At 35.3% G+C, this 23,379-nt stretch carries 19 protein-coding genes; 8 read left to right on the top strand and 11 right to left on the bottom strand.

Annotated features, from left to right (window positions below; translation table 11 throughout):
• The first annotated feature begins 67 nt into the window (after window positions 1-67).
• Window positions 68-625, top strand: a complete 558-nt coding sequence (gene efp, locus Dongsha4_RS14810; protein ID WP_330203095.1) for an elongation factor P — start codon at window positions 68-70, stop codon at window positions 623-625.
• 205 nt (window positions 626-830) lie between these two features.
• Complete coding sequence (gene accB / locus Dongsha4_RS14805) at window positions 831-1,337, top strand: acetyl-CoA carboxylase biotin carboxyl carrier protein (protein ID WP_330203094.1); 507 nt, start codon at window positions 831-833, stop codon at window positions 1,335-1,337.
• 298 nt (window positions 1,338-1,635) lie between these two features.
• Here the strand turns inward: accB and Dongsha4_RS14800 are convergent, their stop codons facing one another.
• Window positions 1,636-3,633: an NAD-binding protein gene (locus Dongsha4_RS14800; RefSeq protein ID WP_330203093.1), complete on the bottom strand. Its 1,998-nt coding sequence runs from the start codon at window positions 3,631-3,633 to the stop codon at window positions 1,636-1,638.
• A gap of 533 nt (window positions 3,634-4,166) precedes the next feature.
• Here Dongsha4_RS14800 and Dongsha4_RS14795 point away from each other — a divergent pair.
• The 4 genes from Dongsha4_RS14795 to Dongsha4_RS14780 all read left to right on the top strand — a co-directional run bounded on the left by Dongsha4_RS14795 (window position 4,167) and on the right by Dongsha4_RS14780 (window position 8,059).
• Window positions 4,167-4,691, top strand: a complete 525-nt coding sequence (locus Dongsha4_RS14795) for an AAA family ATPase (protein WP_330203092.1) — start codon at window positions 4,167-4,169, stop codon at window positions 4,689-4,691.
• Between the two features lie 314 nt (window positions 4,692-5,005).
• The gene (locus tag Dongsha4_RS14790; RefSeq protein WP_330203091.1) at window positions 5,006-7,393 is read left to right on the top strand and encodes a dynamin family protein; all 2,388 of its coding nucleotides are present in this window, start codon (window positions 5,006-5,008) and stop codon (window positions 7,391-7,393) included.
• Window positions 7,394-7,457: 64 nt separating this feature from the next.
• Complete coding sequence (locus Dongsha4_RS14785; protein ID WP_330203090.1) at window positions 7,458-7,742, top strand: KGK domain-containing protein; 285 nt, start codon at window positions 7,458-7,460, stop codon at window positions 7,740-7,742.
• Window positions 7,743-7,807: 65 nt separating this feature from the next.
• The gene (locus Dongsha4_RS14780; protein ID WP_330203089.1) at window positions 7,808-8,059 is read left to right on the top strand and encodes an HNH endonuclease; all 252 of its coding nucleotides are present in this window, start codon (window positions 7,808-7,810) and stop codon (window positions 8,057-8,059) included.
• A gap of 34 nt (window positions 8,060-8,093) precedes the next feature.
• On the opposite strand, the gene mutT is transcribed toward Dongsha4_RS14780, so the two are convergent.
• From mutT to psbB, 7 genes are all read right to left on the bottom strand, one after another.
• A complete protein-coding gene (gene mutT / locus Dongsha4_RS14775; RefSeq protein WP_330203088.1) occupies window positions 8,094-8,495 on the bottom strand; it encodes an 8-oxo-dGTP diphosphatase MutT in 402 nt (133 codons plus the stop codon).
• Window positions 8,496-8,658: 163 nt separating this feature from the next.
• Window positions 8,659-10,101 carry a signal recognition particle protein gene (gene ffh, locus Dongsha4_RS14770; protein ID WP_330203087.1) on the bottom strand — a complete coding sequence of 481 codons (1,443 nt, stop codon included), beginning with the start codon at window positions 10,099-10,101 and terminating at the stop codon, window positions 8,659-8,661.
• A gap of 698 nt (window positions 10,102-10,799) precedes the next feature.
• Window positions 10,800-11,159, bottom strand: a complete 360-nt coding sequence (locus tag Dongsha4_RS14765; protein ID WP_330203086.1) for a hypothetical protein — start codon at window positions 11,157-11,159, stop codon at window positions 10,800-10,802.
• A gap of 203 nt (window positions 11,160-11,362) precedes the next feature.
• Window positions 11,363-12,403 (bottom strand): 30S ribosomal protein S1, encoded by a 1,041-nt coding sequence (locus Dongsha4_RS14760; RefSeq protein ID WP_330203085.1) that lies wholly within the window; start codon window positions 12,401-12,403, stop codon window positions 11,363-11,365.
• A gap of 430 nt (window positions 12,404-12,833) precedes the next feature.
• Entirely contained in the window at window positions 12,834-13,370 is a 537-nt protein-coding gene (gene nrdR, locus Dongsha4_RS14755) for a transcriptional regulator NrdR (RefSeq protein ID WP_330203084.1), read from the bottom strand.
• A gap of 661 nt (window positions 13,371-14,031) precedes the next feature.
• Window positions 14,032-14,127 (bottom strand): photosystem II reaction center protein T, encoded by a 96-nt coding sequence (locus Dongsha4_RS14750; RefSeq protein ID WP_015220127.1) that lies wholly within the window; start codon window positions 14,125-14,127, stop codon window positions 14,032-14,034.
• 126 nt (window positions 14,128-14,253) lie between these two features.
• Complete coding sequence (gene psbB, locus Dongsha4_RS14745; RefSeq protein WP_330203083.1) at window positions 14,254-15,786, bottom strand: photosystem II chlorophyll-binding protein CP47; 1,533 nt, start codon at window positions 15,784-15,786, stop codon at window positions 14,254-14,256.
• A 365-nt stretch (window positions 15,787-16,151) separates the two neighbouring features.
• Here psbB and Dongsha4_RS14740 point away from each other — a divergent pair, with 365 nt between their 5' ends.
• A complete protein-coding gene (locus Dongsha4_RS14740) occupies window positions 16,152-16,568 on the top strand; it encodes a DUF4332 domain-containing protein (RefSeq protein WP_330203082.1) in 417 nt (138 codons plus the stop codon).
• On the opposite strand, the gene Dongsha4_RS14735 is transcribed toward Dongsha4_RS14740, so the two are convergent.
• Window positions 16,523-20,257 (bottom strand): ATP-binding protein, encoded by a 3,735-nt coding sequence (locus tag Dongsha4_RS14735; RefSeq protein WP_330203081.1) that lies wholly within the window; start codon window positions 20,255-20,257, stop codon window positions 16,523-16,525. The two genes, Dongsha4_RS14740 and Dongsha4_RS14735, sit on opposite strands and share 46 nt — an antisense overlap.
• Before the next feature lie 342 nt (window positions 20,258-20,599).
• Here Dongsha4_RS14735 and Dongsha4_RS14730 point away from each other — a divergent pair, with 342 nt between their 5' ends.
• The gene (locus tag Dongsha4_RS14730) at window positions 20,600-20,896 is read left to right on the top strand and encodes a four helix bundle protein (protein ID WP_330205452.1); all 297 of its coding nucleotides are present in this window, start codon (window positions 20,600-20,602) and stop codon (window positions 20,894-20,896) included.
• Between the two features lie 446 nt (window positions 20,897-21,342).
• On the opposite strand, the gene Dongsha4_RS14725 is transcribed toward Dongsha4_RS14730, so the two are convergent.
• Both Dongsha4_RS14725 and ahcY read right to left on the bottom strand, forming a co-directional pair.
• Window positions 21,343-21,840 (bottom strand): pentapeptide repeat-containing protein, encoded by a 498-nt coding sequence (locus Dongsha4_RS14725; protein ID WP_330203080.1) that lies wholly within the window; start codon window positions 21,838-21,840, stop codon window positions 21,343-21,345.
• Between the two features lie 197 nt (window positions 21,841-22,037).
• A complete protein-coding gene (ahcY, locus tag Dongsha4_RS14720) occupies window positions 22,038-23,315 on the bottom strand; it encodes an adenosylhomocysteinase (RefSeq protein WP_330203079.1) in 1,278 nt (425 codons plus the stop codon).
• Between the last annotated feature and the right edge of the window lie 64 nt (window positions 23,316-23,379).

Genomic DNA, 23,379 nt, shown 5'->3' with positions numbered 1-23,379 from the left:
TGGTATTTTTATAGCCAGTATGAATTAAAAATAGATAAATATTTAAGGATAAAGAGTATTAATTTTTATGATTTCTAGTAATGATTTTCGCCCCGGTGTAAGTATTGAATTGGATGGTGGTGTTTGGAGAGTTGTTGAGTTTCTCCATGTTAAGCCGGGTAAGGGTTCAGCTTTTGTGCGTACAAAATTAAAAAATGCCCAGACAGGTAGTGTTGTAGAAAAAACTTTCCGTGCAGGGGAAACCGTGCCTCAAGCAAATTTAGATAAACGTACCATGCAACACACCTATAAAGATGGAGATCAATTTGTGTTCATGGATATGGAAACCTTTGAAGAAGCAAGACTTTCAGAGGAGCAAGTGGGAGATAAATCAAAATATATTAAAGAGGAAATGGAGGTTAATGTTCTTTTCTGGAATAATACCGTTTTAGAAGTAGAATTACCTACCTCTGTAGTATTGGAAGTTGTTGAAACAGATCCCGGTGTGAAGGGTGATACTGCAACAGGTGGTTCAAAACCTGCTATTTTGGAAACTGGGGCGCAAATTATGGTTCCCTTATTTATTTCTATCGGCGAAAAAGTTAAAGTAGATACTAGAAATGATAGTTATTTAGGTAGAGAGTAATTCTTAATCCTTATTAAATATTTAATTTTCAACTACAGCAGTCAGATCAATTCCATAATATTGATTTATCAGTGGTCTATTTATAATAATGGTACTGATATTTGATAGGTTAAGACTGATTGCTATAAGATTAAATAAATTTATTTTTTCTGTCTTTTTTGTAATAAATTGTAAATACAACTATTAATAATATTATTATTTAACAGTGCCAATCGACTTTAATCAACTACGAGAATTTATAGAAGCGATCGCAAAAACAGATATTTCGGAATTAGCGATCAAAGAGGGTGATTTTGAGCTAACATTGCAGAAAAATTCTCCTTACAGTAACAATGCTGTCTATTCTATTGCTACCCCAGTAAGCCCTCCCCAATCTATAACCCCTGTTCAGGAAAATAGTCACCCTGTGGAGGTAGATACTCCCCCCACTCCTCCTGCAGAAAAATCTTCTGCTAGTAAAAAAACAGATAATTGGTTAGCTATTACTTCCCCAATGGTTGGTACATTCTACCGAGCTCCTGCTCCCGGTGAACCTGCTTTTGTGGAAAATGGCGATCGCATCTCTGATGGTCAAGTAGTCTGTATTATTGAAGCTATGAAGCTGATGAATGAAATTGAGGCGGAAGTTTCTGGACAAATAATGGAGATTGCGGTAGAAAATGGCGAACCTGTGGAATATGGACAAACTTTGATGTGGGTTGCACCCAATTAAACTCCCGTTTTTCAGCAAGAATATCGGGTAAGGGCAGGTTTCAGGTTTCAGGTGGCAGGTTTGATAGTTTGGTTTTTTTGAATATTGGCTCATTAGTTACTTATAAACTGGTTTGCATTTAAGTTCTCTGGTTAAGGTAGGAAATGGGCAACAGACAATAAACACTCTCGTAAGCGTTAAATCTATTTTCAAAAACTAAGAAAATCAATTTATTCACTATTTTTATCAAAATCTGTTTATTTTAATTCCAAACTGAAGTAGTTAGAAGGTTTTAAAAAGTGTTTAGATATATGAAAGTTTATCTAACTCTTACTAAATGGCTTTGAATTTGATTCTGGTGTAATATTTTTTTCAGTCTTACTGCCTGATGATGATACATTCTTACTGGTAAAATACAAGGAATATTATCCATGACTTCCTTCGCTGTTTTTAAAGAACATCCTGAAATGCGTGCGATCGCACTTGTACCATCAAAAATAGTCATCTTCGACTGAGCGGACAAAATTTCTAACTGCCATTGTCTTAAATGAGGTTTGCCTAATTCTATGGCTTTTAACCCTTCAATGGTGGCTAAAACAATTAATAAATCTCCTACAGCTAAACGTATATCATCAGAAGGTAAAGTAACCCTAGAAGCATCAAGATGATTTTGATAGATGACAGGAATCACCCCATAACCATAGGCAACTTCAGATAACAGCAAACCTTGTAAAGTGTCATTCCCTTCAATGTGATATTGAGTAACCAGAATCGTTTGTCGTTGTAAACGAGATAAACCGAGGATATTTTCTCCAAAAGCCGCCCCAGTAAAAGCCTCCGCCGCCGCTATGTAGGGGTCAATTATGGTAGCATGAGGTAACAGTTGACTCAAATTTTCCGTTAAAGTATCTCCATTAGTACGAATAACTAACTGACAGTTAGGATTAATTTTTTGACTCAGTAAGGCAATTTCAATATTGATAATGTCATCATCCGTGACAATCACCATACTTTTAGCTTTTTCTAAATAGGCTAGTTTAAGACTATCGTTTAAATTATGACCAGAGATTAAAGGGATTGTTAAAGCAGTAGATATATCAGTGATTGGATTGAGAGTTATTGCTAATACAGGTTTTTTCAACTCCTGTAGTTTTTCTGCTACTTTTTGTCCCAATCTGCCAAAACCAACTATGATAATATGATTCTCTCTTGGAATGGGAGGACGTTTACTATTAAACTGGAATTTAGAAGACAATAAAGCCTCTGTCAACAAAGCATATAAAACCCCCACAAAAGCAGTGCCAGTTAGAGTTAAAAGAAGACTAAATAATTGTAACCATGCGGGTAAACCTGTTAAAGGCTCAAGAGGAGAAAATAAATCTGCATAACCTCCTAATAATAATATTGCCGTGACATAAAAGGCAGAAACAAAACTAATAGCGGAGTAATAAAAATGAAAAAGTATTGTCCCAGTAATTAATAATAAGAAGACAACTAATGTACATACCAAAGCAACTCTTCTAATTTGTTGTTTACGATTCAATTGCCAAAATTCTTTCAAGTAGCGATTAAATCGATGTTGAATATGGGTTATGTATTGAATAATATTTTGGGATAATTTTCTTTGGGGTGAATTGGTATTATAACCCTTTGTCATTAAGTCGTTATTTTCGGTTTCCACATAGACGATGGTATCTTGGGGTTGCAATTTAGCTTCAGGATTCCATTGATAGAAATTAATCTCTGTGTCAGGAAAATTGTGACGATAATGGGTAATAATGCGACGGTGACGGGTATTTAATTCTTCAAGGGATTTGTAACTATACCAAGGGTGATGAGAAGGCATTTGCAAACGATTAATTCTCATTTTGCCCCCTTCTAAGTCTAAAAAGCCAATAGTGTCTTTTCCTAATGCAGATAAGGCATAAGCGTTCGCAGGTAGGTGTTTAGGTTCGTAAGCAACAAAGTTACCTAATTGATTACTTAATAAATAGTTGAGATTTTCTCGATCGCTTCTTACAATTAAACGAGTATGGGGATTTAAAGTTCTAAGTGCGATCGCAGTTTCAATATTTACTTTTTCAATAGTTGTGACAATTAAAGCCGCTCGAATTTTACTAATAGGAGTTTGTGAGAGAATATTCTGTTGACTACAATCACCAATAATTAACTCATCTAAAGATTCATGTAAATTTTTCACTTCCCAATCAGAGGGAGGATTTTTTTCAATAGCAATTACTTTCACTCCAAATTTTTTCAAGGCAATTACGCAATGTTGTCCTAAATATCCCAAACCGCAAACTAAAAAGTAATCCATAAAAACAGCCTTTATTTATAAATTAATTATGTATAGCATTACGAATGAAGGAAATTTTACCCTTACTATCTAGTAAATTTATTCTATAAGTTGTTGTATCATCATATTCTTTTGTTTCTATTTATGCTTGTTTTAATTGAGAAAAATTAGTCGTTTTTTTCCTAATAAATTACTTAGATAAATCTGACAATCAACATTATTTGATTCGAGGCGATCGCACTCTAGTATAACAGATTCTTTTTGTAAGATAGAAACAAATCCAGTTATAATAAACCAATTAAAGGGATCTTAAACCACTAAGATTAAGTGAAAGTTAAGTTATTTTTAAACCAAGATTTTTTCATTATCGAACATTGAGTAAAGATTATGAATTTTACCCACTACGAGTAAAATGATGATTTTTGCCAGTATGATTCATATTATGGTGAGAAGATTAGAACGTCAATCTCAAAATTTCTGACCTACTTCTAAACTTTTCAAACAGCTTCTAAATAATCTAAAAAATAACTGTCAAAACAAAATATATTTTTAATATGTCTATTATTTCACACATTTTAATTGGTTGCCCTAGTAGCGGAAAATCAACTCTAGCTAATTATATGGTTAAACAAAATTTTAATTATCAAATTATCTCGACAGATAACATTAGACAACAACTTTTTGAAGATGAAAATATACAAGGAGATTGGCAGTTAATTGAAGCAGAAATATTTAAACAAATTGACGGTTATATTCAAGCAGGAAAACCAATTATTTATGATGCTACTAATGCTAAAAAATGGTGGCGGATTACTCTATTGGAAAAATTAACACAATATGACAATGTCAACTGGATTGGTTGGTATTTAAAAACCCCTTTAAAAGTCTGTTTAGAATGGAATCAAAAGCGAAAACGCCAAGTACCAGATGATGTTATAACTAATTTATATCAATCCCTAAGAAATTTTCCTCCCCTTCCTGCGGAGGGTTTTTTAGCGGTTTATGACATACCTTTTAAAGATGATAAATTAGATGTAAATGAATTTAATAATAACCTATCAAAATTAAATCGAGTATAAGTCAATCGCACCAATCGCACCGCCCATAGTAAAATATAATTTCATACTTATTAGCCTTATAATTAAATACCCCCATCTTGGCCACCTCTCATAATCCAATCCTGAATTAATTAGAGAAATCTTTGGAAATGATATTAAATTTGACAGTGAAATAGACGAAATTCGTAAAGATATAGAAAAAGTTTTAAAACCCTTTGGCATCGCACCTGTACAAAGATTAATTATAAAGCAATGGCAATTAAGAAATTTTTAATTATTAATGATTAACAGAGTAATCTATCATAGTAATATTAAAGCATTAGATGTTTGTTACTATGACAAAAATTCACCCTCACTGCGAAAATCTTGCCTCTCAAGTTAATCAGATACTAGAATTATTACAGAAAAATCAGGAGATGCGATCGCATTTTGACATCTACCCTGTAGAAACATCCCTGAGAAAAGCCATTTCACCCCGTTTTGAAATAGTATTTGCAGGGGCATTTAGTGCAGGAAAATCCATGTTAATCAATGCTTTATTAGAGCGTGAATTACTTTATAGTGCAGAAGGTCACGCCACAGGCATTGAATGTTATATCGAGTATGCGCCTTTGGATAAAGAAAGGGTTGTGATGACGTTTTTAAGTGAAACGGAGATTTTGCAACAAATTATTGCTATTTCTCAAAGGGTAAACATTAACCTCCAAGACGTATCTATTACCGACTCCCATATCATTGACGGTATTAAGCAAAAGTGTCAGGAAATTATCGACAAAGAAGGAGGAGTAAATAAATCGGAATTGGCAAAACAGGCAAACGCCTTGATGTTATTAGCGGAGGGTTTTGAAAGCAACAAAGACAAGATTAAACCCCATGATAACGCCACCTACTCAATGGAGCAGTTTAATTTTAATAACCTCGCCGAGGCCGCCAGTTATGCCAGACGAGGTAAAAATTCTGCCGTCTTAAAACGCCTTGACTATTATTGCTATCATCCCCTTTTAGAAGATGGTAACGTTTTAGTTGACTTACCCGGTATTGACGCACCCATCGAAAAAGATGCTAAACTCTCCCTTGATAAAATTGCTAATCCTGACACGTCTTTAGTTATCTGTGTTTTGAAACCTGCTTCTGCGGGGGATTTAACCCAAAAAGAAACAGAATTACTAGAGACAATTAAATCTAATCCTGCCATCAGAAACAGAGTTTTTTATGTCTTTAATCGCATTGATGAAACCTGGTATTCTGGACAATTAAGACAAAGATTAGATAATTTGATTAACTCTGATTTTAGTCATACCAATCGGGTATATAAAACCAGTGGTTTATTAGGCTTTTATGGAAGCCAAATTAAAAACACATCAGAAGTAAATCGCTTTGGCTTAGATAGCATTTTTGCTGATAGTATTAAAGGTATTGGCGGAGAAGAAGAAACCCCTCAATTTGTCAGTGAGTTTAACAACTATTGTGCTAATTCAGGTAAGTTAACAGCTACCAATTTTCGAGTATCTGTCAATGGTTATGATACCCCTAATCAAAACTATGTCAGAATTTTAAAAGAGTGGGGAATGCCTTTAATAGATAAATTAATTCAAGATAGTGGCATTATCTTTTTTAAAGAAGAAATCACCCGTTATTTAACGGAAGAAAAACGCCCTGAGTTGTTTAAAAATTTGTCTGATGATTTACAGCCTTTATGCTTAACTTTGAAGAAAGAATATCAAAAACAACAAAGAGAATTGTATAGTCAACCTCAAGAAATTGAGTTGATGAAACAACAAGAATTAACTCGTTTAAATAATAAATTACAGGAAATTGGCAATGATTTTTATAGCTATCTTGATGAAGAAGTAAACCGCCTAATTAACCAAGAAAATAAACAATTTAATCAAGATTTTCAACAGTTACAAAGCCGTTTTGTTAATCACCTTGACGAATTGCTAGACGCTTTTTCCGTCAGTGAAACCTATAGTCTAGCAGTTAAAGCTCATCCTCGCAATCAAACTGCCCCTCTAATTGCCGTTTTAGTAGAGGCTTTATACTATATCTCCAATTCCCTCGAAGATGTCTTAATTGAGGAATTGCAATATTTAGTCTTTAACTACGTCAATGACTTGGTTACAGCAGTGAGAAAACAGGGATTTTACCTCGAATTAACTCGCTTATTAAATGGAGATGCAGGAATTTATGATGAGTTATCAGCTCTCGAAAACAAGCTATATCAAGCATTAAAAGCCGTTGCTACCTCAGAGTGCGATCGCTACGTCAGAGAAACACCTCAGTTTTACAGTGAAGGTACATTTTCCATTTATCAATTCCGAGAAACCTTAAAACAGACATCACAAGCCTATGATGCTTCTTCAATGGTAGAAGCTGAACCAGCAATTCGACAACTATTAAAACTAGATTTTGAACCAAAAGTAAACACAACTATTCGGCAAGTTTTTCGACAAACAATAAATCAAAATATCAAGACAAATTTGCTACCTTTAGCAAAACAATTAGCCGATAATATTCTGCAACAATATGACATTGCCAGAGATAATTTACAGCAAACATTAGAGCAAGAAGCCAAAGAAAAAATTGCTTATAATCAACAATTAATGACAGAAATTAAACAGGATATTCTAGTATATAATGAAGCTATTTCTGGAATTAATAACTGCTTGGAAGCCATGAAAGTTTTTGAGAATAAACTACCCTTAATCAACCTTCTCGACTAACAATATAAAACCGTAGGGTGGGCATTGCCCACCATTTCTAATTAAAAATTAAAGCTAAAAAACTATGAATCAAAAAATAGAACATTTAGAGCAAAATGACGTAATTCAAATAAAAAATGATAAAACTAGATGGGTAATGAAACAGACGACTTTTACTGCAAATGAGTTTATATCAACGATAATTAATAGTTACACTTCGGGAGAAGAATTAAAAGAATGGAGCAAGAATGGTGTGGAGGCACAGGTTTTAGTACCTAGAAAACCTTGGAGAAAAGGTAAAATAAGATTATCGATCGAGTTTATTCCTGATGAATCGGAAATAGAATCACCCCTAGATGATTTTAGATAAAAAACCAATTTATAAGTTATGAATAGATAAAAAATAATATCTGACTATATTTTACTAAGAAATAAATGAGAAATAATATAAAAACAGAAAGAATAAACATTCCTTTATCAGTGAAAAAATATATTTATGAGAGAGATAAATTTCAGTGTCAAAGTTGTGGTAAAAAAGAAAACGAAACTCAGTTAAATATCGATCATATAATTCCTTTAGCAAAAGGGGGAAGTAATGATTTAAGTAACTTACAAACTCTCTGCTATCAATGTAATCAAAGGAAAAAAGCAAATTTTGATCCTCGTTTTCGTCGTTATTTTACTTAAATTTAACCCCATTATTTCCCCCAAAATTATCACATCAAGAAAACTCTTTTTGCAACTTACTAATTATTTCTTGATTAGCCGAAGGAAATTCAAATTGGCTTAATTCATGAGGTTTTACCCATAATATTTCTGCACACTCTAAAGGTTGAGGTTTTCCCTGACAAATATGACAAAGATATACATATAAAGTTACTGTAAATTGTTCATAATCATGAGTAATCTCAGCAAAGATGCGATCGCATCTCACCACAACTCCTAACTCCTCTTTTATCTCTCGAATAATACAATCTTCCGCCGTTTCTCCCTCTTCTATCTTCCCCCCCGGAAACTCCCATAAATTCGCCATAACCCCCGTAGGTAAACGACGATCAATTAGAATTTCCTTTTTATCATTAATAATAATAGCCACACCTATATGTTTATGAGATTTATTCATTTTTAAACCATAAATTTTGTCAGAAAAAGAGCAACCGCAAAGGGGCAATGGTGAATAGTTGATAGTGAATAGTTGAGAATTAAGAATTAAAAACCCCTAACTCCTAACTCCTAACTCGTCTTCCCTGACACCTCATCCCCCCAACATCCCAATACCCAATCACTTATAAATCAGCAAAACCCCTTTTCTTCTTGGCTTTTTTCGCTTTTTTCTTCGGTTGATTACGATAACCCGGTTGAGGCATTCCCCCACCAAATAAGCCACCTAAACCGCCCATGCCAGGCATACCTCCCATACCAGGTAAACCACCGCCCATACTCATTTGTTGCATCATCGATCGCATCTTGGTAAAATCACTAACAAGACGAGAAACATCCTTTTCTTGATGTCCTGAGCCTTTTGCAATACGACGACGACGACTAGGAGACTGAGCCAACAATTGAGGATTAGCCCTTTCCTCCTTTGTCATAGAATTAATCATTGTTTCCGTACGCTTTAATTGTACTTCTCCCTGCTCTAATGCCCCTGCACCTAACTTATTCATCCCCGGAATCAACTTCATTACCCCTGCAAAAGATCCCATATTCTTCAAAAGACGCATCTGTTTGAGGAAGTCATTAAAGTCAAACTTCGCCTCCATCATCTTCTTCTGCATCTTCTCCACATCGGCAATATCCAACTCCTCTTGAGCTTTTTCCACCAATGTGACAATATCTCCCATATTGAGAATACGAGAAGCCATCCTATCAGGATAAAAAGGCTCTAAAGCCTCAACCTTCTCTCCAACCCCAATAAACTTAATTGGTTGCCCAGAAATGGTACGAATAGACAACGCCGCACCGCCACGACTATCCCCATCCATCTTAGTTAGAATCGCCCCAGTAATGCCGATTTCTTCATGAAAAGAGCGAGTCACATTTGCCGCTTCCTGCCCCGTCATGGAGTCAACCACCAATAACACTTCATCAGGATTAACGGCTTTTTTCACCCGTGCTAATTCTGCCATCATTTCCTGATCAATTTGCAACCGACCTGCAGTATCGATAATAACAGTGTCAATACCTTTATTTTTTGCCTCTTCCAAACCTTGACGGGCAATATCTACAGGATTTGCCCCAGTGCCTAATTCAAACACAGGAACAGAAATTTGCGTTCCCAAAGTGATCAACTGTTGAATAGCCGCAGGGCGATAGACGTCCGTTGCCACCATCAAACAACTACGTTTTTGTTTTTGTAAATATAAAGCTAATTTTGCCGTTGCCGTAGTTTTACCAGCACCCTGTAAACCAGCCATCAAAATCACCCTCGGAGGTTTATCAGTCTCCGCAAGAGGGGCATTACTCTCCCCCATCACCTTCACTAACTCATCATAAACAATCTTGATGAATTGCTGTTGAGGATTAACCCCAGAAATAACTTCCGCACCTAAAGCATTTTTCTCTACCTCGGCAACAAAACTTTTGACGACTTGAAAATTAACATCTGCTTCTAATAAGGCTTTTCTAACTTCCTGTAAGGCCTCTTGTATATTAGATTGACTAATCTTGCCTTGTCCTCTTAGTTTTTTCCATGTATCTTCCAAACGTTCTGCTAAAGCATCAAACATAATAATCTTAATCTAAATATATATAGTAATTCTATTAACGCAACCATTATGGTACTAAACCCTTATTTTACCTTAGTTCGATATAAGAATATCCGATTTGGATAGGTTTCAGGTGGCAGGTGTCAAGTATTTTTAATTAATTGTTAATTGCTGTGTTAATTACTGTTGCCTTGGTGCATCGTTGCCCTTCTCCCCTTTTAAGGCAGGAGTGATTCAAAGTAGAAATACAAAAACGCTCAAACTATTGCCAGTAAAAGAATATAGGGTTTTAGAGCTTTGAGGATTAAGAAGTAGTTAAAAATGTTGAGATTATCAATTTATAACCATAAACCATTAAAAACTATTGCCCATTGCAAGAGTGCCTATTCCCTACCTGAGTTCGATGAAAAAAGTATCGAAAAATAAAGCGCCCTCGAGTTATCATCGAGCCAATTTTGGAATAAAAAATTATTAAATTTAGGAAAAACTCATTTAAAATCAATTTATTCAGCTTTTTTGTCAATAATTATTACTTTTAACTCCGTTCACGACCGAAGGGAGTGCATGAGAGCAGCGAACTCTCCGAACTCCGAACTCAGGTATTCCCCGCCTTAACCAGAAAATTTTAGAATGAATCAGCCCTGCCCTTTTAAGGGAAGACACAGAGAAGTTTTCCTATTGCCGACTATAACCAACAATTTTATCTTGAACTCAGGTTCTTACTTAAATTTCACTTTATTATTAAGCCAATTTGTCACTTTATTCGATAAATTTTTCCTCACCCACCGCCAAGCAAGAATTTTAAAAATTGGTTTAGGGGTATTTGCCATCATCTTCGCTAATTTATTTAAAGGGCGATTCTGTATTTTTTTATTAATTAAATTGATGATACCTACATCATATAAACAATCGATAATTAATTTAATGGTTGCTTCTTCTTTTAAAGTTAAATTTTCCAACAACAAATAAACATCCCTCATTCTTTGTTTTTGAAACAGTTTTTCTTCAGAAGTTAGTTCAGGCAGAGGAACAATCTTAACAGTTTCTTTTTTAGTCGTTAACATTTTTGAAGAAGTCATAAACCATCATCATAATTTATCAAATTTTTGTCATTTTTTACAGACAATAAAAAACAAGGGATAAAAAAGTAAACCCCTTGCTTAATAATAGTTGATGATTGATAAAAAGCATTAAATTTATGCTCCAATTTACTCATAACAGTCAGCTACACTCTCAGGTAAATTTAACGAACTGAAAGTCTACTGACTGACTAGAAAGTAATTTACTCTACTGCTGTAGTGGTTAATTCTTCCTCAGATTGATTTTCAATATCTGAAGTTTCAGTTGTCTCAGTTGCTGTAACTTCTTCTCCTTCTGCTACTTCTTGCACAGAATCAGAATTAACATTAGCTTCCTCAGCATCACCAGCTAATAATTTTTCTTTATACTTCTGAGCCATTTCCTCTGCTTTCTCAAACACTAACTCACGGTTTTTGAGCATATCACCCGGTTCAGGTTCTAACTGCTTGGTAGATAGAGAAATACGACCTCTTTCTGCGTCTAAGTCAATAATCATCACTTTCAATTCATCATTGACATTAAAGACACTATGAGGAGTATCAATATGATCGTGAGAAATTTCAGAAATGTGTAATAAACCACTAACGCCACCAATATCGATAAACGCACCGTAAGGTTTAATACCACGTACAGAACCGATAACCACTTGTCCGACTTCTAAACCATTCATCTTGCGCTCAACTAACGCACGACGATGACTTAAAACTAGACGATTGCGCTCTTCATCCACTTCTAAGAATTTCAGGGGCAAATCTTGACCAACTAAATCTTCTTTAGTGTCTTTAGCACTGATGTGAGATCCGGGGATAAACCCTCTTAAACCCTCCACTCTCACTAATGCACCACCACGATTAGTAGCAAACACGTTAGAATAAACGGTAGCATCCTCTTCTTGTAACTGACGAACTCTTTGCCACGCACGCATATATTCTATACGACGGATAGAAAGAGTTAATTGTCCATCTTCATTTTCGTCAGTGAGAATAAAAAATTCTCTGGTTTCGTTAGCTTGTAAGACTTCACTAGGATCATCCACACGATTGATGGAAAGTTCCTGTACAGGAATGTAAGCGGCAGTTTTCGCACCTATATCAATCAAAGCACCTTTAGGCTCAATACTGAAAACAGTCCCCGGAACTACATCCCCAGGACTGAAATGATAGTCATATTGATCTAAGAGGGCAGCAAACTCCTCATGGGTAAAGCTAACATTACTATTTAGGGTTTCTGTTTGATTGACCATAGGCATTTCTTCTATTTTTTGATTTTCAATTACTATTGCGATAATTCTGATCCCTCCTCAGAAACTTAAAAAATTTCAAGTTTACAGGATTAGATAGATATAGGAATTAAATATAAAATTTACTACTCTATCGTTTTTCAATAAGTTTTGTTTAAAGCCTTCTAGTAAAAAACTAGAGGGTTAATTTAGACAAAGCCCCACTAAAAAAGTTAGGACATTCTTAGTTGTACGAGTTTTTTCATCAAAGCTAAGGCGTTTGCTTTAACTTCCTGAAAGCCTCTCTCCCTAAGCCTTTAACTCCTCTCGGAATTGGTTTGGGATTTGTCGTTCCCTACCGAATACTTGTATAAAGATAAAAAATCTTTAATTAATAGTATTATTATACAGAATTTTTACTCTACACTATAATTGAGATTTTGACAAGTGTTAATCATTCTTGATTTGTTGTCTGATTCTTTTTGTTTTCACTATCTGAAATGGGAGATTGAGGCTCAGGGTCATTTCCTGAATTTTCTGGTGAATTTTGCAATTTTTTCAGGGTTGCCACAAAATCTTCAATACTGGTAAAGTTTTCATAAACTGATGCAAATCGAATATATGCTACTTGGGAAATTTGGCTCAGTTGTTTTAATACTAAGTTCCCAATTTGTTTACTGGTAATCTCTCTCGGAAATTGATTTTCGATTTCTGATTCTAGGTTGTCCACAATAGAGTCTAATAATTCTGACTCAATACCCGTTTTTTCACAAGCTCTTACTATTCCTCTGAGAACTTTAGAGCGATCGAAAGATTCCGTACTACCATCTTTTTTGATCACTGTAATTGCTACAAATTCTATTCTTTCATAGGTTGTAAAACGGTGATGACATTGGAGGCATTCTCTTCTACGTCTGATGCTTTGTGCCTTTTCCGTAGTTCGTGACTCTATTACTTTGGTTTGATTAAAATGACATGAAGGACATTGCATAATTTTTAATTAGACGACAAAATCGCAATAAAATTGTTGATGATTAGCAAGGGGGGTATCAAACTCGTTCCCAGTAGAGAAAAATAATAATTAAAAAGTAATATTAAAAAATTTATGTATCATTTTTAATGAGTAAAAATATAAAGTTGAGCTAAAATGTTTATTAGCTTTTGTAAAAAAATATATTGTTTATTATTGTTTTAACTATTGGTTTCAGGATCTTTGCCTCTATCTCACAGACAAAATAATTTATTTTACCGTCACTTTATTAGATAAAAGAAATTTGAGTTTTCAACACCCCTTGTCGATTTTTTTTATGTGAATAAATTTATCAGAATAAATAATAAAACTAGAATATTAGTAACAACTATGTTTATTGTTAATACTTATTATTATTGTTTATTTAATTGTTTTTAAATAATGAATTAAATTTTAAAAAGATAAAGATGAACTATTTTAGCTTAAATAACTTCAGTTCGGCTTAAAAGAATATTGGATAAGGGCAGGTGTTGGGTTTCGAGTTGCAGGTTTTATTTTTCCAACATTTAATGAAAAAAGCCTTTCTCTTTCTATCTCATACTGGAGAATAGATGAAAAAGACTTCTCTAAAGTTAAAAAGTTCGATTATAAGTTTGTGAAAACGTCCCATTTCACAGATGATTTATTTTTGAATCTTGGGAGGTTCACGGAACGCTACTGCAAAGAATAAGACAGCGATCATCATCGCTAATACTAAAATATAAGCTACACTTTCCATTTTTATTCCTCTATACTATCTGAATTGGACAAGATGAAAATGCACTGGATTTACATTTAGGAGGATAAATGACAAAGAAAATTAAGATTAACTTGTCTCTATCCATCCTACTATAAAAACCAAAAATTATGCAGATTCTGCACGACGAGTGGATTTGTCACCCACTTTCTGGAACATACCCCACTCTACCTGTTCAGGATCTAAATCAGGATCGATACCAGCAAATACGTCACGGAATAGGGTACGAGCGCCATGCCAGATATGTCCGAAGAAGAATAAGAGGGCAAAACAAGCATGACCAAAAGCAAACCAACCACGAGTGCTGGTACGGAAAACACCGTCAGAGTTGAGGGTTGCTGTATCAAACTCAAAGGGTTCACCTAATTGTGCTTTACGAGCATAACGCTTTACATCTAAAGGATCAGAGAAAGTTTGACCGTCTAATTCGCCGCCTAAGAAGCTAACTGTTACGCCAGTTTGCTCAATACTAAGAGCAGATTCTGCACGACGGAAAGGAATATCTGCACGGATTACACCGTCAGCATCAGTTAATACAACAGGGAAGGTTTCAAAGAAGTTAGGAAGACGACGTACAGTTAACTCACGTCCTTCTTTATCTTGGAAGACAGGGTGTCCTAACCAACCTTGAGCAATACCGTCACCTTTGTTCATAGCACCAGTACGGAATAAACCGCCTTTTGCGGGGCTGTTTCCAACGTAATCGTAGAAAGCTAATTTTTCAGGAATTGCCTCCCATGCTTCTTCGGCGGTTGCTCCGTCAGCAATACTAGCTTGTACACGACGTTGAATTTCCTGTTGATAGTATCCTTGGTCCCACTGATAGCGGGTAGGTCCGAATAATTCTACAGGGGTAGTAGCGTTTCCATACCACATTGTACCTGCTACGACGAAAGCGGCAAAAAATACGGCGGCAATACTACTAGAAAGAACGGTCTCAATGTTACCCATCCGTAATGCTTTATAAAGTCTTTCGGGGGGACGAACACTAAGGTGGAATAATCCGGCAATGATACCAACGATTCCTGCGGCAATATGGTGGGCAACAACACCACCGGGGTTAAAGGGGTTAAATCCTGCAGGTCCCCATTCAGGTGCTACGGGTTGAACGTGTCCTGTTAGTCCATAGGGGTCTGATACCCACATTCCAGGTCCCCATAATCCAGTAAGGTGGAATGCTCCAAAACCGAAACAGAGTAAGCCAGACAAGAATAAATGAATCCCAAACATTTTGGGTAAATCTAAGGCGGGTTCACCTGTACGGGGATCGGTAAATAATTCTAAATCCCAGAATACCCAGTGCCATACGGCGGCTAAGAAAAGTAATCCAGAGAGGACGATATGTGCGATCGCAACTCCTTCAAAAGACCAAAAACCGGGATTAACACCAGTTTCGCCAGTTACACTCCAGCCACCCCAAGAGCCAGTGACTCCTAAACGTGCCATGAAGGGTAATACAAACATCCCTTGTCTCCACATGGGGTTCAACACGGGATCACTAGGATCAAAAACGGCTAATTCATATAACGCCATGGATCCCGCCCAACCTGCGACTAGTGCGGTGTGCATTAAATGTACCGCAATCAGGCGACCGGGATCGTTAATTACAACTGTGTGTACTCGATACCAGGGTAGTCCCATCGACTACGCTCCTCCTATTTGATTTAATTTTTTTTCTAAATTTGGGGATAGATCTAGTTTAGTATAACCTTTTTGGGTTTTCGCTTTTATGGTTTTTTGATAGAATATCCCTAAAGTATTAATTTTATGTTAAAAATTCTATCTTTTCTTAGAGATAATGGCAAGAGTTGGGAGTTAGGAGTTCGGGGTTCTGAAAGAAATGTTGGGGTATTGGAGTATTGGGGAGAAACGAGTTAAAAGTTATTAATTATCAACTATTTACCTTTGCCCCTTGCCCCTTGCCTCTTGCCCTTTGCCCCTGATTGACTTCTTGTTTCTGAATTTAGAGGATAAAAGAGTCGTTACCCATAATATTTGAATTAAAAATGTCGATCGCAATTTCTGACCTACCCGGTATGCAAAAAACGGATATTGATAGATTGCAAAATCTGGGAATTACCAATATAGAGCAGTTGCTAGTTATGGGCAAAAATAAACAGGATAGAGAATTATTAGCACAAAAAATAGGTGTTAGTTCCCGTTATGTCCATAAATGGTTTGCTTTAGCAGACTTAGCTCATTTACCTAGTGTTGGAGTTGAGTATTGCGGTTTAATTTTACACTCTGGCATTATTTCCGTTGCTCAATTAAGCCAGTGTAATGCTCCTCAATTACAAAAACAAATTTTAAAGTTACAGGTTGCCAACTTACATCGTCGGGATTTATGTCCTTCTTTTTCCCTGATTCAAAGTTGGATTCAAGAAGCTAAACAAGATAAAGATTCAAATCGTTTTAAGGCTTGAATAATACTGTCTGATTTTACTGGTTTACTTAAATAATCATTCATGCCAATCTCTAAACAGCTATCTCTATCGGTAGATAAAGCAGAAGCAGTCATGGCAATAATCCAAGGTTGTTGAATTTGATTTCCTAACTTTCTAATTTCTTTGGTTGTGGTAACACCATCTAGTAACGGCATTTGCATATCCATAAAAATTAATTGATAGGTTTTATTTTGAATCATTTTAATGGCTTCTAAACCGTTGTTAGCAATTTCAATCCATTTGTAGCCTAATTTATTTAACATCAAACGAGCAACTTTTTGATTGACCAAGTTATCTTCCACTAGCAATATAGAAATGTCTTTGTAAATAAGATTTTGTTGCTTTGGAGATGAAAAAATACTATTGCTTGATACTATTTCATTTTTTATTAATAGTTTTTGAATCGTGTCGCATAATTGGAATTGTTTAACGGGCTTAGTAATAACTGTTACAAAGGGGCAGGTTTGAGCTAAATTTTCTTTGGTAACAAGACTAAGAGGAGTTAGCCAAATGAGGGCTAAGTTAGGATGAGACAATTTAAGAGATTCTGCTAAGTCAAAACGATTGAGATGTTGTAGAGGATAATCGGCAATGACAACAGCAACTTGATGTAGTTGATCTGTGGAAAAATTAGCACTATGACAAATCTGACTTTCTAAACCAAGGGCGAGGGCTTGTAAACTAAGCATTTCCGTCATGACGGTGGAATCGGAAATAATTAGGGCTTTTTTCCCTCTTAAGTGATGTTGTTGTTTTAGAGAAAGGTATTTATCGTTTTCATCATTGGTTTTTTCCATTGGTAAAGAAATACTAAACTTTGATCCCTTACCAACAATACTACTAACTGTTAAACTTCCCCCCATCAATTCTACTAACTTTCGGGCAATGGTTAAACCTAAACCTGTTCCTCCATACTGACGGGTTGTAGAAGCATCTACTTGGGAAAATGCCTGAAAAATTGATTCTCTCCTATCTTGGGGAATGCCTATACCTGTATCTTCCACAACAATTTTTAGATAGCAAGAGTCAAGTTCTTGTGATGCTACATTCAAACGCACGATAACTTCCCCTTGATGAGTAAATTTGACTGCATTACTAACTAGGTTTAAAACAACTTGCCTTAAGCGGGTAACATCGCCTTTAAACCAATAATTATCTTGAGGATTGGCTACGTAAATTAAATTAATGCCTTTTTTTTCTGCCTGTAATTCCATAAGACTGATGACAGATTCTAAGCATTCATGAATATTAAAGGTGGTTGATTCTAACTCGATTTTTTTTGATTCAATTTTCGATAGGTCTAAAATATCATTAATTATGGTTAATAGAGTATTACTACTATGGTTAATAATTTCTACAAAGTTTTTCTGTTCGGAATTTAATTTGGTATCTAATAGCAACTCTGTCATGCCGATAATGCCATTCATGGGAGTTCTAATTTCATGACTCATGGAAGCTAAAAATTCTGTTTTTGCCTCACTGGCTTCTTTTGCTTGTTTTTCTGCTTTTAAGAGGGCTTGATTTTGTTTTTCTAGTTGTTGTTTTTGTTGTTTTTCTTGCTCTAATAATCTCACTTGACTAATGGCAATACCTAATTGTTCGGCGACACTTTGTAATAAATTTATTTCTTCTGATGTCCATTGGCGGAAGCGATCGCACTGATGTAGTCCAATAATACCATTAGCTTCGTCTTTATAGGAAGTGCGTACACACAACATTGATTTAAGATTAATTTCCTGACAAAAAGGAGTCATAGGTTCAAGGAGGGGGTCTTGATAAACATTATTACTAACCAAAGCGCGATCGCTCATAATTACTTGATTAAAATGATCATTACCTTCAGAAAGGTCTATATTTGCCCCCCACATAGGCAGAAAATCTCCTTTTATTGCCTCTGCTACCATGGTTAAACAAGAAGACTGAGATTTATCATAGGTAAACAGATGACAGCGATTTACCTGAAAAGCATTGAGAATAGTTTTAGCCGCAGTGTCAAATAATTGATCGAAGTTGAGAGTTTGCCTAATTTCCTGAGTGATTTTTTTCAGTAAAATTTCTTGCTTGAATTGGTGTTGAATCAATGCCTCTGATTTTTCTTTTTCCAGCTCATAACCAATCCATTGCGCCATTAACTTAATTTGTTCTTTCATGATGCTAGTTATTGTCACACCACGAGAATCGAGAGAAAAAAAGCATAAAGTACCAATACTATTACCAAAAACTTCTACTCTTGTACCTAAATAAGATTCTATATTCAAATTAATATGGGCAGGATGACAGGTGTAATCAGAATTACTCACATGATCAATACTAAAAGGCTCTTTTTCCTGATAAGCCAAAAAACAAAAACTATCTTCTAAATTTAAAGTTATTTCTCGATTAAAAATTTCCCTATATTTAGGACTGCTTTGCCACTGTACAATACGACAATAGCTATTATCAATATTAGTTAACATGGCTACATCCAAATTAAAAGCCTTACGCCCCAGAGTGAAAATGCCTTGTAGCTTTTGTTGAAAATTGAGTTGAGGAGAAGAACAAATCTGATATAAATTTTTAATGACTCTTTCTTGTTGTTGAAGGGCAATTTGATTCTTTCTTAGTTGTCTTTCCGATTCGAGACGACGTTTTTCTATTTTATAAGCATCAATCAGGTTACTACAGACAGAAACAAAAGGTTGTAAATATTCCACTAATTCGGAGTTGTAACCACCTTCCCTATTGGCTATACCTACCATACCTAATAATTGCCCATGAGATTTGAAAGGAATACCTAAAAAAGAATTTAAGGGAGGATGTCCTTGAGGAGTGCCACTACCACGCTTATCTTTAGAAGGATAATTAGAAATAACTGCTTTACCAGTATAAATCACTGCTCCAAACAGAGTATTTAAGTTATGAAACTCCATGCCTCTACCCTGAGTTTCTTCATATAAACGGATGGTTTCTTCATTCCAAGCCACATTACTGATAGAGTGAACTTTAAGAAAAGGTTTGCCAATATTTTTCATATAGCTATCACCTAACTCTATTTTTCCATCTTTGTTGTAATCTAGTTCACTGATAAAACCGTATTCGCTACCAGTCAGGGTTAAAAGATTTTCTAAAAGATGATCGAATAAAAGTCCTTTATCTCCGTTAGCAATGAATTGAGATTGGGCATTTTCAATTATAGTTAATAAATCATGGCTACGACTTAAATCTTGTTCCATGATTTTTCTTTCGCTAATATCTCGACAATTACAAATTACTGTTTGACTGTCAATTAACTGAAGGGAAACTTCTTGCCAAAATTCTGTTTTATCTTTCTTTAAACCCTTTGCTTCTCCTCGCCAAAAACCTTTTTCTCTTAAAATGGGGAAAACTTCTTCTTGTATCCTTAAACCTTCTAATGAATTATAAAGAGAAAGCCACGATCGCCCCAATAATTCTTCCTGATTATAGCCAAATAAGCTCAAATGGGCTTGATTCAAATAAACGAATTTTTCATCTACTAACAAAGCAATCCCATCCACAAAATTATCAATTAGGGAGAGTTGATATTGATTTAGAAAATTGTTATTCACTGATTTTTGCTTATTTTCAGAGATAATATTTTGATTGTTTCTGGGAAAATAAGAGTTAAACAATAGAGTCAAACCTTGTGAATTGACGTTGTTAATAGACATTATATTCAAAATATATATAACTACTAGGTTATTTAAAAACTATTGTGAAAGAATATTTATTTACCTAAAATAATGTTTTAGATTTTTCCTTAAAATCAATAACTCAGAACAAATAATTTGAACATCGTGATATGTGATTACAGATTATCTATAGACTTTAATTTCCCAAATAAAATATAGACATTACCAATGTTTTATTATTACTTAGAGTCTATGTTAAAGATTGTTTATTTGTTAATCACATTGAATCTGGAGAATTAGAAATGAAAACATTATAGCTTTTCAATATCGAAAATTGACAAATATAACAACTTATAATCTTTTAACCATAAACAAAGAAATATTTTTAATTTAAGAGCTACAGAAATTTATGGTTTAAGTAGTCAAATACAAACAGCCGCAGTTTCAATTCCTGCCAACATCGCAGAAGCAAAAGGGAGAAATCATTTGGGTAATTATATCCGTCATCTTTCTATTGCAAATGGCTCACTCAAAGAACTAAAAACTCATTTGATGATTGTAGGACGATTAGGCTATCTTAAAGAGCAAGAATTAAAAGTTAATTTAAACAAATGTGAAGAAATTGGCAGAATGTTACATAGTTTAATCGAAAAACTAAGTCAAAAGAAAAAAGGGTGAATTTTTTTGACTTTAAACCTGATACCTGACACCTCAAAACAACAACTAATTAACCTGAGTTTTGGATAAGCTGAAAGCATTATTTTCTCGTAGTCAGAAAACCTTATAGCTTCTTCTTAGAAATAACGATAAAATTGCCTTAACCCGAACTGACGTTAAATATATTCAACCCCTACCACCTGCAACCTGCAACCTGACACCTAATCTTGTTGGATGTTCTTAAACCGAACTGAGGTTAATTATCTTTTTGCGTAACATCAGTTAAGAGTTAAAAAGTTTTGAAGAGAGTTTAATTTGATATTTAATCTGAGTTCGATATAAAATTTGCGGCGTTGAAAAGATTATGCTAGTTAGTCATTCGTAATAAATTAAAACCTAAAACCTGTCACCTGATACCTGATACCTAACTAAATCTGAGATGCTTATGCCCAAATGAAGAGATGAATTTAAGGACAACCTAATGATTGACGGGTACTAGCACCAGTTACAGGATTAATACCTTGAGCATTTTTACAAAGTTCGATTACCTGCTCATTATCTAAAACGGCAAAAGTAAAATCAGCACCATCAACATTAGCACCTTTTAAAGTAGTGCGTTTCATAATCGCCTCTCGTAAGATGGCATCAGTTAAATCGGCTCTATTCAAGCTAGTCACATAAATAAAACCGTTAGTAATATCTGCTCCGTGAAAATTAGCTTCTTCTAATCTTGCGGCATTAAAAACAGCACCTCTTAAGTCACTATTACTGAAATTAGCACCGTTTAATTTCACGTTACTAAACTCCATTGATTGCAAATTTTGAGAGGAAAAATCTTGTTGACTCAAATCTTTATTATCAATGGTAGAAGTAACAGCCGATGAACTTGCGGCGAGAGCATGATTAGGAGTTAATAATAATAGTATTGATAAAATAAATCCTACAATACAAGAAAAGGCTTTCATAATTAATTTTTCTAGCTAAATAAATAAGTGCGAAAAAATAAAAGAGTAAAGGGCAAAAGGCAAGGGGCAAGGGGCAAAGGTAATAAACAATTAGTAATTAGTAGCTTCAGCACTTTAAGAATAAGTTTCTCCCCAATCCCCGAATACCCCAAAACCCCAAGCCCCTACTTCCCTAACACCCTACCTAACGTCTCAAATTAAGTTCCCACTGTCCAAGAGTTCATATACTCAATTTGTTCAGGGGTTAAGGAGTCGATATTAATACCCATTCCCTGCAATTTCAAAGCGGCAATTTCTTGATCCACTTCGGTAGGAATAGAATGAATACCGGGTTGTAAAGTCTCTTTATTTTTCACTAAGTATTCACAAGCTAAGGCTTGGTTAGCAAAACTCATATCCATTACCGCACTGGGATGTCCTTCTGCGGCGGCTAAGTTGACTAAACGTCCTTCGCCAATCACAATTACGGATTTACCGCTTTTGAGGATATATTGTTGAGTAAAGTTACGAACCTCTTTGATTTCTGTGCTTAGAGTTTTTAAGGCTTCTAGGTCGATTTCAATGTCAAAGTGACCAGAGTTACAAACCATTGCACCATCTTTCATGACGGCGAAATGTTCTTCTCTGATGATATGTTTATTACCTGTTACGGTTACAAAAACATCACCAATGGTGGCGGCTTCAGCCATAGGCATTACACGGAAACCATCCATTGCCGCTTCGATCGCTTTTACGGGGTTAATTTCAGTTACGATAACATTGGCACCCAAACCACGCCCGCGCATGGCGACACCTTTACCGCACCAGCCATAACCAGCAACCACAAGGGTTTTACCTGCTAATAAAACGTTAGTTGCACGGATGATACCATCAAGGGTAGATTGACCTGTACCATAACGGTTATCGAAGAAGTGTTTGGTTTCTGCGTCATTGACATTCATGGCGGGGAAGGTTAGTACACCATCTTTAAACATTGCCTCTAAACGGACAATACCTGTGGTGGTTTCTTCTGTTGTACCAATTAAGTCGGCTAGTTGATGTTGTCTTTCTTTAACAAGGGTAGCCACTACGTCAGAACCATCATCAATGATAATATTGGGTTTATGATCTAATGCGGTTTGTACGTGACGATGATAAGTGGCGTTATCTTCCCCTTTGATAGCAAATACAGGAATACCGTAGTCTTTAACTAAACAAGCGGCAACGTCATCCTGAGTAGAAAGAGGGTTACTAGCGATTAAAATAGCATCTGCACCACCTGCTTGAAGTGCGATCGCTAAATTTGCGGTTTCAGTAGTAACGTGACAACAAGCCACTAAGCGGATACCGGCAAAAGGCTTTTCTTGACGAAAACGCTCGGTAATTTGAGCTAAAACAGGCATTTCTCTTGCCGCCCATTCAATTCTCTGCTTACCGACACCAGCCAAGTTAATGTCTTTAATGTCGTAATTAATTTTTGTTGGTGTTGCAACCATTAGCAATTTTGCTCAATAAAAGTTTACATTTTTCATCATACCCCATGTCGATCAGCTTTAACCT

It is taken from the genome of Cyanobacterium sp. Dongsha4, from assembly GCF_036345015.1.
Classification (GTDB): domain Bacteria; phylum Cyanobacteriota; class Cyanobacteriia; order Cyanobacteriales; family Cyanobacteriaceae; genus PCC-10605.
The sequence above is the reverse complement of the archived record's forward strand: the minus strand, read 5'-3'. Positions and strand labels throughout refer to the sequence as shown.